Origin of the sequence: Pedobacter kyonggii, from assembly GCF_004310665.1 — a bacterium.
GTDB lineage: Bacteria > Bacteroidota > Bacteroidia > Sphingobacteriales > Sphingobacteriaceae > Pedobacter > Pedobacter kyonggii.
The window spans coordinates 199,058-211,888 of sequence record NZ_SIXF01000004.1; the positions used below are offsets into that span (position 1 = coordinate 199,058).

General features: G+C 42.5%; 6 protein-coding genes. 5 read left to right on the forward strand and 1 reads right to left on the reverse strand.

Translation table 11 applies throughout. The features are described from left to right. The first annotated feature begins 4 nt into the window (after nt 1-4). The 3 genes from EYS08_RS06570 to EYS08_RS06580 are packed head-to-tail and all read left to right on the forward strand — an operon-like array spanning nt 5 to nt 7,657. Complete coding sequence (locus EYS08_RS06570) at nt 5-3,415, forward strand: hypothetical protein (protein WP_131029259.1); 3,411 nt, start codon at nt 5-7, stop codon at nt 3,413-3,415. After that, on the forward strand, nt 3,366-4,817 hold the full coding sequence (locus tag EYS08_RS06575) for an SGNH/GDSL hydrolase family protein (RefSeq protein ID WP_244215871.1): 1,452 nt from the start codon (nt 3,366-3,368) through the stop codon (nt 4,815-4,817). Before EYS08_RS06570 ends, EYS08_RS06575 begins: the two co-directional genes overlap by 50 nt. Further along, nucleotides 4,814-7,657, forward strand: a complete 2,844-nt coding sequence (locus EYS08_RS06580; protein WP_244215872.1) for a hypothetical protein — start codon at nt 4,814-4,816, stop codon at nt 7,655-7,657. Before EYS08_RS06575 ends, EYS08_RS06580 begins: the two co-directional genes overlap by 4 nt. Before the next feature lie 89 nt (nt 7,658-7,746). Here EYS08_RS06580 and EYS08_RS06585 read toward each other — a convergent pair whose 3' ends face one another. Continuing rightward, nucleotides 7,747-8,760 carry a LacI family DNA-binding transcriptional regulator gene (locus EYS08_RS06585; RefSeq protein ID WP_131029260.1) on the reverse strand — a complete coding sequence of 338 codons (1,014 nt, stop codon included), beginning with the start codon at nt 8,758-8,760 and terminating at the stop codon, nt 7,747-7,749. A gap of 216 nt (nt 8,761-8,976) precedes the next feature. Between EYS08_RS06585 and EYS08_RS06590 the strand changes: the two genes are divergently transcribed. Then, the gene (locus EYS08_RS06590) at nt 8,977-10,821 is read left to right on the forward strand and encodes a glycoside hydrolase family 97 protein (RefSeq protein WP_131029261.1); all 1,845 of its coding nucleotides are present in this window, start codon (nt 8,977-8,979) and stop codon (nt 10,819-10,821) included. An 8-nt stretch (nt 10,822-10,829) separates the two neighbouring features. Further along, nucleotides 10,830-12,830 carry a glycoside hydrolase family 2 protein gene (locus tag EYS08_RS06595; RefSeq protein WP_131029262.1) on the forward strand — a complete coding sequence of 667 codons (2,001 nt, stop codon included), beginning with the start codon at nt 10,830-10,832 and terminating at the stop codon, nt 12,828-12,830. Nucleotide 12,831 lies beyond the last annotated feature (1 nt).

A 12,831-nucleotide genomic window follows, 5' to 3' on the forward strand; every position in this document is an offset into this window, starting at 1 on the left:
AGATATGTACCAGAAAACCAGGCTATGTTTATTATTAACAGCATTCTTGTTTTTAACAACGGGAACTGTGATTGCTCAGCAGGAAAAAAGCCTATTACTGGGGACTGATTTTCAGTTTAAAGGCAAATGGTTTAATGAAGTCAATAAAGACGGCATCAGTGGCAGCATTTTAAGGTTTTTAGAAGGAGAACAGGACAGTACATCTGATGCATTAACCGTGATGAATATCGGAAAAGCAGGTCGTTATGCCATTTGGATAAGGACCCCCGATTTTGATACACGTCCCGGTACCCGGTTATTCCAGCTTTCGGTTGGAAATGCCAGGTTAAAAAAAGCAGGGGGACATGGAAAACCAGGATATGCCTGGGAGCGTCTCGGAAGTACTGACCTAAAGGAGGCTGATGTGCTGTTGCGCCTCCATAATTTTAATTTTGGCCGCTGTGATGCTATTCTTTTTACGCAGGATAGCACCATCAATCCAAATGATATAGACAAGAAAACCCTTTTATCCTGGAAAAAGCTTCCTGTTATGCAGGAAACACTTACAGCGGAAAAGAAAAACACGAGCCCCGCACTTCAACTGGGCAAGACGGATAAGGTAATTGCAGGAATTGAAAACGAGGCTGTACGTGTGCAGTTTGTACGAACTGGAGCTGACCATAAGGCTATTGCTTGTAAAACAGAAATAAAAAAAGATGGGGCTTGGCAACAGGTAAGTACTGCAAACATGGAAGACCATAGGATTTTCTTAATCAGTACTAATGCCACCGCCATCCAGTTTAATAAATACTACCCAACCTGGGACAGCCAAAAACCAAAAGCCTATTTTATTTTTAAGGGTCAGAAATATGCAGTTTACCAGTCTGGAGCCGATCTCAATCCTTTTGAGGCTGGTAACCTCAGCGAAGCCATCCCCGTAACTGCAGAAGCTATAGATAAACAAACCATAAAAGTTCAATATGTGACCAGGAATGGTTCTGCAATAACCGGTTTGTGGACATTACATCCGGGGCAGCAACATATTGATCTGCGGCTGATCTGCAAGGTTGCCCAGCCAGGATATTACAGTATGGGGATCGAAGCCTTTCAGCCTGTTTCCGATCAGGAGCTGGAAAGCGTATCGATGGCACCCATGTTTCAGTATAAGCGGCTTTCTGACGGCCCGCAAATGATGATTACTGCTATGATGCAGCAGCCCCTGGCTATTGTTTCTTCGAAAACAGGGCAAAGTATTGTTTCAAGTTATGTTGCAACAAGTCCTGAATTGTTTAAAAAAGACTGGGGATCTGTAGATTATGCGCCTGCAGGTTTTACACTGAAGAACCACAATAACCAGATACAGCCGGTTATGTTTTCTCCCGTTCTGGGAATGAATGATTCTAAATACCGTGCAGGGGAGCTGATTGACAGACGATTTATTATTGGTGTAAAGTCGGGCAATTGGGATTCGGCCATGGATTATGTGTCGGAGGAAGTGTTTGAGGTAAAGGACTACCGGAAGCAAGAACAGGCTTCGCTTACCGATGCGGTATTCAACATGATTGAGCTGGTGAAAAATGACAATGCTGCGGGATGGTCAACTAAGCTAAAGGGTTTTTTTGATATTGAAGGCGACCCTAAAACAGCACCTACAGTTGTAAATGCCACACCATTGGCCAACATTGCACTTTCTGTATTGCAGAATGATGAAGAATTTTACATCAGCCGGTCCTTGCCAACCATAGAATTTACGCTTTCCAGAAGCGGGTACCGATGGGCGACAGACATTGTTCCGACAGCGTATAATGCTACACGAAAAACGCTGGAGTTCAATCCGCTTACCTCTCAGTTCACCACATCGTATTACGTAGGGTTGGATCGCTTATTGGGAGGATTGAATCCCTGGCTGAAAAATATAGCACTACCAGGAGATAGCCTGAGGATAGCAAAAGGCTACTCAACAGATTTCCATTCATGGAACCAGGCGCTTTGGGCGCACCAGCTCACAGGGCAGGCAAAATGGCTGCAACAGGCAAAAAAAGATGCAGATCTTTTTATTCAGCAAAAAATATATAACAATACCAATAAAGTATTGAGTCATGTACCTTTTTACAATGCCAGTTTTTACGCACCCTGGTGGGACCTGCTGGATCTCTATGAAACAACAAAAGATAAAAAATATCTGAAAGCCGCAGAATATGGTGCCCATTTTACCATTGCGGGAATACGTAGCTATCCGAAAGTGGAAGATAGCCTGCAAACAATTCACAAGAATAATCATTATGACGGCGTTACACACATCTGGTGGAAAGGCAACGAGCCTTATCGTTTAGGCTTTCCCCGGAAAAATGGCGATGTACAGGAAAAGAAAGTGCCAGAATGGTTGGTATCGCCGGTAGGTTTGGGCCTGGAGCAGCCTAGCACTTATTTTACCCGCGTAAAAGATCAGACAGTCCGTCCGGTATTTATGAGTAGCTGGGCACCCCATTTGTTGCGCCTGTTCCAATACGAGAACAAACCTATCTACGAAACCTATGCCCGCAACGCAGTGATCGGTCGTTATACAAACTATCCGGGGTATTACGGTACGGGTTTTACAGATATACCCATGTCGGTTGACTTCCCTTATAAAGGGCCGGATGTGAGTTCCATTTATTATCATCATATTCCACCACACATCGCTTTTAGTCTGGATTACCTGATCTCAGAAAGCATCCAGCGTTCGAATGGAAATGTAGTGTTTCCTTATAGTAAACAGGAAGGATTTGTTTGGTTTAACAATCGGGTATATGGTGGCGGAAAAGGAAAAATCTTTGGCGATCAGGAAGCCACACTGTGGATGCATAAGGGCCTGGTAAATATTCAGAATCCGGGAATCAATTATGTTACTGCAATTTCGGATAAGAACTTCTGGATCCTACTTTCCTCGGAAGCTGAGTCTGAGCAAAAAGTAGCTGTACAATGGACTGATGCTACGGCTGCGCTAAAGGATGGGAAAGCCATGGTTTATACGCAAAGCGATCAGCCGGTTTCTCAGGATTTTAAAGCGGCTAAGATTGATGTTGTTGTCCCTGCAAAAGGATTCAGGGCAATTGCTATTCCGTTAAAGGCTACTCCAGTAACAAAGAAATATCAGCCGGTAAAAGACGGAATGAAGGTGATTGATTTGGGAGCTCCCTGGGGACGTGTATTCTTGTTCCGTATCCGCTCTCCCTTTGGTTGGGATACCTGTTATGGATTTGCAGAAACAGCCCCTTTAAATGGATATTCCGTAACCGTTAATTGTAACAATCAAACACAGGAAATAATGCAGTATCCTTACGAATGGAGTTTTAACAAACTGGCAATGGGTGAGGACGCAAAACTGGAACTCATTTTTAAGAGTAATGATGGGAAAACAAAATCAAAAAAGATTGTACTCAATGGTAATGAATAAAAAGGGTGTGAAAACTGCATTGCTTGGTTGTTTATTAATGTCTACTACTGCATTTTCTCAAACCAGGCCTGATAGTGATAAGATTGCGGCCTCCCAGGCAGGGGCTTCTCCTCTTTATTTTGATGTTTCTGCATCCAATATCCCTGTAATTGAGGCGGGTGATTTTAACAATGAGCTGGAATGCAATGTCAGAGCAGGCTTTCCGGGCTTCTTTGAAAAAGTAAATGCGGGTAAAAAGGTGGTGGTTGCTTTTATTGGAGGAAGCATCACCCAGGCAAATTTTGGTTATCGTCTTCAAACGGCCAAGTACCTGGAGCAGACTTATCCCCAGGCCAGCTTTCAATGGATCAACGCAGGTGTATCTGGAACGGGAACGGAGCTTGGCGCATTTAGGATTAATGAACAGGTACTCAGCCATCAACCCGATCTTATTTTTGTAGAATTTGCTGTTAACGGCGCTTACGCCGCCGGGATGGAAGGGATGATCCGTCAAACAATTAAAAAGAACCCCAATACAGCTATTTGTTTGCTGTATACCATTTTAACCGGGCAAACTGCCTTTTATCAAAAAAATGATTTGCCACCAAATATTAAAGGACTGGAGCAGATTGCGGCACACTACGACCTACCTTCTGTGAATTTAGGGATGGAGCCAGCAAGCCTGGAAGCAGCGGGAAAGCTGATCTGGAAAGGGAACCCAGCTGATCCGAATAAGATTTTGTTTTCTGAGGATGGAATCCACCCGACAACAGCGGGCGGGAACCTGTATGCGGCCGCCATTGCCCGTGCATTTAAAAAAATTGAGGCAGCAAAGCCTTTAAAAAAGAAGGAGCTACCAAAGCCTTTAATTACTGCCGCATGGGAGGAGGCAACGATGGTGGATCCATCAACTTTACCGGTCCCTGATAAGGGATGGAGGGTGTTGTCAACAGGTACTGATCCAAACCTTAAAAAATTCAGCCCCTGGTTTTCGAATGTACTTTCTGCAAATAAACCAGGGGCCACATTTAGTTTTCGTTTTAAGGGAGATATGCTGGGCGTATTTGATATTGGCGGACCAGAGGTTGGGCAACTGGAGTGGATAATAGATGGAAAACCAATAAAACTAAGCAAAGAAAAGGAAGGGAGCTTTATTTATTACCAGGCAAAAGATACAACCGCTACTGACGTGTTGAATAGATTCAACAGCTACTGCAATAACCGTTACCGTGGACAGTTTGATGTAATTAAAGTACCGCAGGGGGATCATTTTGTAACGGTAACCCTGTCTGGCCAGAAAGCCGATAAACTCACGATACTGCCCGAAGACAAGAGAGCGGATATTATTCAACATCCTGAAAAATATGATCAGACAGCGATCTATTTAGGCCGGATTTTATTAAGGGGGACATTATTGAAATGAGACAAATTTTTAAGCTAAAAAAGTATATTAAGTTCGTTTGCTTTTCAATTGCGTGCTGTTTATGTATACAGTCGAATGCGCAAATTGTAAAAGATAGTCAGGGATTTAAAATTTTATCAAAGGGCAAAACTTACCTGTTTAAGCCCGATTTTGTTGTTATCTGTAACGACAGAGATCCTGAACTGGCATTGAAACCTTCAGGCTTAAAAAAAGTATCTTACAATATTCCCACCTGGAAAACCACAGACAGTAGTCTGACCGATTATCACCAACAAATTGTTAGTACCAGTGTTGCTGGAGATGGATTTGACGATAAAATATTAAGAAGTGCGAAGCAAGATAGGACAGCCAATATCTATCACGCCGGAAAAACACATTTTCTTACTGCAATCAAAACAATCAGTTCTGGAGATTCCATTCGTTTTATCTTTCCGGAACATGACTTGTTTACGCTAAAAGCGTGGCTGATTAAAAGTAGTTTGCCTTATCCTAAAATAGCGTTTTTGTTTACACCTAAAAAGAACGGTTTTTATAGTATTGGGTATATCGGGGCGCCATCTTTTAAAAGTGACCATGTTGATGAACTATGGCAGCCCCTGATCTGGACCGAAAAACGGGTTCCCCTGCAACCCTATCTTACGCCGTCGTTTATGGCAACAATCCCTACTACACTGGTTAATGATGGGTATAATTCAATAGGTGTACTGGCTGATACCAGATATTTGCCTTTTCAACCTTTACCGCTTTTAACCAACAGCCAGTTCGGAATCGCACTTTTAAATAACAAATCAGCATTACAGCCCCAGGTTTTCGCCCCGATGCCAGGTGGTTTCAATTCTCAGATGAAGGCAGGACATTCTTTTGCGTTTTCAATGAACCTTGTTGTCGAACCCTTGAGCATCACTAAAACATATGAGCAGATTGCAACAACAGTGTTTGGATTTAAAGATTACCGGACCAATGCCACCGTTTCTATGAATACAACCCTGGATAACCTGATTGATTATTCTAAGACCCGTTATGCCTGGTTTATCGATAGCCTGAAAGGCTTTGCCTATGCTACGGATGTGCCTGGCGCAGTAAAAAATGTTTCAAGTCTGAACCCGCTTGAATTGGCTATTGTGAGGGATGATAAGGAAATGTTTGATAAAAGGGCATACCCTTTAATGGAGTTTATGCTGTCGCGCGAAAAGTTCCTGTTTGCGATTGATAGCAATCAGAAAATTCAATCCCCTTCCAGGAAGTTGAGGGGGCCTATTGCGCCATTGTCCGAATTACAGGTTTTATCTGATGTTTTTGGCGGGAACAACTCTTTTTATACTACGATGGCAAAAAAAAAGTTCGGAACGGCGCGTATCAGGAATCTTGATGAAGAGCAGAAAGGCCGTAACTGGGTCAATGCGATGTTTATGTTTAAACTGACATCCGATTCAGCTTATTTAAGTTTAAGCAAGATCCTGGCCGATAAATATCTGAAAGAAAGAGTAAATACAAGATTAAAGGAGTTTGGTGATCCACTGTTTAGTTCCAACTTCTTCTGGCCAACGTTTACCAATAACTGGTCTGCTCTTTTAGAATTATATGAACTTACTGCCGATCGCCGGTATTTGGAAGCCGCACAGGATGGAGCCAGGCATTATACCTTATTTACTTGGATGACACCTGCGATACCAAATGGTCTGGTTACGGTAAATAAAGGAGGGAAAGCACCGATGTATTGGTACCTCAAATCAAAAGGACATCATCAAATGTATTATCCTGAAGAAAAAGTGCCTGCATGGAGACTTTCTGAGATGGGACTTACACCAGAATCGTCGGGAACTTCAACCGGACACAGGGGTATTTTCATGTCCACCTATGCGCCCTGGTTGTTAAGGATAGGCTATCATACGAAAGATCCGTTTTTAATGAATGTAGCTAAAGCTTCAATTGTTGGCCGTTCCGAAAGTTTTCCGGGATATCATATCAATACGGAGAGAACAACAGCCTATGAAAAGGCCGATTTCCCACTTCACGAGCATAAAGACCAGAGTGTAAACTCCTTTCATTACAATCATATCCTGCCAATGGCTTCTATGTTTGTTGATTATCTGGTTTCAGATGCTTATGTGAAAAGTAGCGGCAGGATAGACTTTCCAAGCGATTATATAGAAGGATATGCCTATTTGCAGAATAAGTTTTACGGCGCTAAGAAAGGCCGGTTCTTTCAGTTCGAAAATGTGCAACTCTGGATGCCTTCCCGTCTGTTGAATACAGAAAATATTGCTTTAAACTATGTTAGTGCAAAAAAAGGAGATACGCTTCTGCTTGCTTTTATGAACCAATCCGGAGCGGATATCAGCACACGTGTTTCTATAGATACTTCCAGGATAGATTTTTCAGGCAGTACTGGAGTTCAGACTTTATATCCATCAACGCAAGTTTTGAATTTAAAAGGTGGTGCTTTCCAGATCAATGTCCCTGCCGGCGGCATTACTGCCCTGGCTATCCCGGGAGTAAAAATCAGCAGTGGTTTTCAGGATCAGATCCTGAATGTGAAAAAAGACCAGAGGAGTGATTACATCAATATTCCGGAAGGAGATACAAAGGCATTATTGTTTAAACTTGGTGCTTATGCGCAAAAACTTTTTGTATTTCTTCAGGAAGATGATACCAAATGGAAGAAGGCCAGATTGGTTTACAAGATTAATGGAAGCAAGGAAAATAGCATTGACAAAAATGAATACCCATTTGAATTTACAGTGCCTGTTGATAAAGATAAAGCAGTTCGTTTTTACCTTGAATTAACAGATATCAATGGGAAATTGACTAGATCTAAAGAAACAGAATTAGGTAAATAATATTTATTCCGGATATTAGATGGAGGCGGACAGCTTGATGATGCCAAACGTCGAAACTGCTGAGGGTTTAGGTCTTTCTCAACAGGTTTTCAGGTTGACTCCCTAATGATCAGTTCTGTTTTCAATACTTTTGTCACGGCCTTCCAGTCGCTCACATCCCTATTAATCTGGTCTATCAACAACTGGGCTGCAGTCATCCCGATCTCTGCTATCGGTTGAGCAACAGTTGTTAAGGAGGGGGCCATCAGTGCCGAAGCATAATCGTTGCTAAAGCCGATAATGGCAATATCTTCAGGAATTTTTAAACCTCTTTTTTTGATGACCTGAATGGCCTCTATTGCCGTTGGATCATTCACAGCAAAGATCGCATCGGGCGGGTTTTCCAGATTTAACAGGTGGTTTACATAAATCTTAACTTTAGAAAGGCCCAGGTCGTAAGAAATGATGAGTTCCTCATCTATTTCTATGTTGTTTTTCTTAAGTGCAGATTTATAGCCATCGAGCCTGCGCTCACTTATTCTCAATGAAACCGGCCCCGCTAGATGGGCAATTCTTTTTCTGCCATTTTTTATTAAATAATCAACGGCATTGTAAGCACCCTCAAAATCATCCACAATTACTTTCGGAACTTTCATTTCATCGCATACACGGTTGAAGAATACGATGGGAATCCCCTTTCTTTCAAAGATCTTTAAGTGGTCGTAGTTCTTGGTTTCGCGGGTAATAGATACAATTATGCCATCTACCTGATTGGCCAGCATCACTTTGGTGTTGGCTACTTCAGTTTCGTAGGTTTCGTTTGATTGGCTGACAACGGTATTGTAGCCAGCCTGGGTGGCTACTTCCTGTGCGGCTATGATTACCTGTGGAAAATACGAACTCGAAAACTCGGGAACGATGATGCCTATGGTATTTGTTTTTTTACTGATCAGGCTTATGGCAAGCATGTTTTTCTGATAATCTAGCTTTTTTGCCAGTTCCAATACGGCTTCCCTGGTTTTTAGGCTTACATTGGCATGGCCTGTTAAAACCCTTGATACAGTCGATTTCGACAGGTTAAGTGCCCTGGCAATATCTATAATGGTAACCTGATGCTTTTTCATCGTTAAAATATCTGGTATGATGCAATTACAAAATTGATTATTTCCAATATACAACATATTAATTGATTGGGGAAAGGATTTTGGGAATGTTCCCAAATATTGGGACCGTTCCCAAAATAATAACTTTTTTGAAAGCTGGGAGGTTCTTTCACTGTACCTTATATTTGAGTTAACCATTTATAAATCTCACCTGTAAAAGGGCCAAAAACATCAAACTTGAAAAAAGCGATATTATTTATCAATCTCCTTCTTCTTGTGTCTGCAGCGAAGGGGGCGGTTTTGAATACTGAAATTAAAATGACCAGTCCCGCTGGTCATATTTCAGCCGGAATATCTCAAAGGAATGGACATTTATTTTTTACCATAAAGGCCGGTCAGCAGTTATTGATCAATAATGGCACAATGGGGCTGGTGATTGACGGCACTGCATACGGGAGCTGTGTTAACAGTCTTTCCACTTTAGCCAAGCGTACAGCCCGTACGGGAAATAAAGTGTATCATATATACACATTCTTGTTAGAAGAAGCAGGAAGGAAATATAACATCGAATTTCGGCTTTCCAATGAGGGGACTGCTTTTCGGTATATTTTTGATAGTAAAACAGCACAATATGTAGGCAAAGAGCTTACGGCCTTTGTGCTTCCAAAATCGAGGGTATGGTTTTTTGAGCGGAACAGCGATTGGAAGCTGAAAAGTTACGCAGGTTTATGGCAAAATACCACGGCAGATAGCTTAAATACAATATCAAGCCAGGGACCGGTACAGGGAAAACCCTTATTATTCGAACTTCCGGGCAAAAAATATGCAATGCTTACCGAAGCAGCCCTGTATAATTATAGTGGAATGCGTTTCAAAGCTTTAAACAATAGGGTATTACAGGTAGATTTTACGGAAAAAAACGGGTTCAAAGTTGCAGGTGACCTAATTACACCGTGGAGGGTTTTATTGTACGCCACGGACCTGAATAGACTGGTGAATAGCTTGATGATCAATGACCTGAACCCTGAACCAGATAAGCAATTGTACGCTGACCAAAGCTATATAAAACCCGGAAGGTCGGTCTGGAGCTGGATCACTAGGGATAAAAACTATATGCAGCCTGAGGAAGAAATGAAATTCATAACAGCCGCCAGCGAACTGAATTTTGAATATACTTTGTTGGATGAGGGATGGGAAACGGTATGGCCCGACAAATGGAAGCAGTTAACTGAAATATGCAGTTTCGCTGCTGGTAAAAAGGTGGGGGTATGGGTATGGAAGAACTCAAAAGCACTTAGAGACCCCTCAAAAAGAGACAGTTTTCTGGATAGTGTGCGCAATGCAGGTGCTGTTGGTATAAAAACAGACTTTATGGACAGTGAGGCAAAAGAACTGATCGATTTTGAAATCGGATTTTTAGAAGCCTGTGCAAAAAGAAAACTGATGGTCAACTTCCATGGCTGCCATGCGCCCACCGGAGAAAGTAAAACCTATCCAAATGAAATGACCAGGGAGGGGATCCGTGGGATGGAACTGAATATCATGAAAGAACCCATACCAGCTTGGCACAATGCTGCACTGCCCTTCACCAGGCTGGTGCTCGGCCACGGTGATTATACCCCCGGATTGTTCTCCAATAAGGCCAATACCACCAATACACATCAGCTGGCATTGTTCTTTCTGTTTAATTCTCCCTTCCAGTGTATGGCCGAGAATCCTGTAAAATTATTGGCAGATAGCCGGTTTAAACCTGTTATTCCCTTGCTGAAGAAACTGCCTGTTACCTGGGATGAGACACTTGTACTTAAATGCAGTGCTATCGGCGAAATTGCGGCCTTTGCAAGAAGGAAAGGAGATACATGGTATATCGCTGCAATTAACGGTTCAGCAAAAAATAAAGAAATCTCTTTTACTGCAGATTTTTTAGAGAAGAAGAAAAAATATAAGGTTATCGCGATAAACGATGCGCCCGATGGCGGGTTTTTGAGAACAACATCAACAATTGAGGCAACCAGTGTCAAAAAAACTGTAATTGGCCCCAATGCCGGACTGGTGATGGAAATCAGTCCCTCAGGTAATTAATTCTGATTATGAAAAAACATATCCTCTCCATAATATTGATTGTATTTTCACTGGCTGCATTTGGCCAGTCGAATATACAGTCGCTCTCCGGTGCCTGGTCTTTTGCCCTTGATCCTTTAAAGATAGGGGCAGATGAAGGCTGGGCAGCTCCGGCTTTCCCCGATAATAAACTGGATAAGGTTACCGTACCACATTCTTTTTCTGTCGACAAACGATATTTCTTTTATACCGGAACGGCCTGGTATTTTAAAAAATTCGATGCCAGGCCCATTGGTAGTGGTTTTAGGGCATTTATAAAATTTGATGCCGTCTTTTATAAGTGTAAAGTATGGCTGAACGGTAAGGTTGTTGGTGCGCACGAAGGAGGATATACTCCCTTTGAACTCGATGTAACCGCTGCGCTGAAAGAAAAAAATGTATTGTCGGTTATGGTAGATAATTCGTGGGACAAAACGACCATTCCCGGTGCAAGAGCTATTGATTCCAATTACAATGCTGCCGCTGCGCAGGTATATCCCTGGATAAATTATGGAGGCATTACCAAACCTGTTGAGCTAAAGATAAGACCGGCCGTGTACATCAGCAATATCAAGATCCAGGCCGACCCTGACCTGAAAAAAGGCAGTGCTGTAATCCAGGTCAAAGCATTTATTAAGAATACATCTGCTGCTGATACTACGGTTATACTAAATACTGATGTTTCTGCCAATAAAGAAAAGTTTGCAGGCCTGTTTAAACCGGTAAAAATAAATATCGCAGGCAACTCATCCAGGGAGCTGAACCTGCAGGCCTATCTACCTGCAAAGCATGTAAAACTATGGAGCCAAGATAGCCCTTCTTTATATGCTTTAGCGTTAAGCGCAGGCAACGATACATTGAAAAGTAATTTCGGCATCAGGAAGATCGAAGTTAGAGGGGTACAGTTACTGCTTAACGGACAGCCTATAAGAATGGGCGGTGGTAACCGCCCAGCTGACCATCCGGATTTTGGTTCCATTGATCCGGATAGTGTGTTAAAGAAAGACCTCATCCTGATGAAGTCTGCAGGAATGGAACTATCCAGAATTGCACACCATGCAGTTTCTAACGATTTGCTGGATTGGGCTGATAAACATGGCATGCTCATTATCACCGAAGCGGGCAACTGGCAATTGGCTTCCTCACAAATGGCAGATCCTTTAATGCGGGGCAAATTTCAGTCGCAGATGCGTGAAATGCTCGAAAGAGACTGGAACCACCCCTCGGTATTTGCCTATTCATTGGGCAATGAGTTTTATTCCCACAAACCCGAAGGGCAGGCCTGGGTAAGGGATATGAGTGCATTTGTAAAAAATATCGACAATACCAGGCTAATCACCTTTTCCAGCAATATTGTTTTTAGGGATTATATCAAAAAGCCAACTGATGAAGCCTCGCAGTATGTTGATTTTATCAGTGCCAACGTATATGCAAACCATGCCAAATGGGTAGCCCATATCCATGAGTTGTACCCTTCAAAACCCATCTATATAAGTGAATTTGGTATGATGCTCACCCCCAATAAGACAGAGAAAGACAGAGCGGTTTATCTTAAAGATGCGATTGAGGCTTTTAGAAAAACGGATTATGTGATCGGTGCTTCCATCTGGTCGTTTAACGATTATCTGAGCCGTTTTCCTTTGTCCAATGCAGATGGATACCGGTCTTGGGGAGTGGTTGATGCAAAGCGTGAACCAAGAGGCACATACAGCCTTTTGCAAGCGGAATTTGCTCCTGCATTGATCTCTGTTATCAGTTTTAAGGATAACAGGTTAATCCTGAATATAAAATCAAGAAGCGATTTTCCTTCTTACAGCCTGCAGGGGTATCAGCTAAAAGCGGGGAGCAAAACTGTTCAGGTTAAAACATTGCCGCCCGGAGCCTCGCAGCAGATCAGTATCGATATCGTCCCGGGCGAAAAGCCAACGTACATAGAACTGATCAAACCGGGCGGCTTTATCATCATGAAAACAGATATTAATAACAGATAAG

What these genes read in the sequence shown, in the direction of transcription:
- EYS08_RS06570 (WP_131029259.1), top strand. Translation starts at nt 5, where the DNA reads ATGTACCAGAAAACCAGGCTATGTTTATTATTAACAGCATTCTTGTTT.
- EYS08_RS06575 (WP_244215871.1), top strand. Translation starts at nt 3,366, where the DNA reads ATGATGGGAAAACAAAATCAAAAAAGATTGTACTCAATGGTAATGAAT.
- EYS08_RS06580 (WP_244215872.1), top strand. Translation starts at nt 4,814, where the DNA reads ATGAGACAAATTTTTAAGCTAAAAAAGTATATTAAGTTCGTTTGCTTT.
- EYS08_RS06585 (WP_131029260.1), bottom strand. Translation starts at nt 8,760, where the DNA reads ATGAAAAAGCATCAGGTTACCATTATAGATATTGCCAGGGCACTTAAC.
- EYS08_RS06595 (WP_131029262.1), top strand. Translation starts at nt 10,830, where the DNA reads ATGAAAAAACATATCCTCTCCATAATATTGATTGTATTTTCACTGGCT.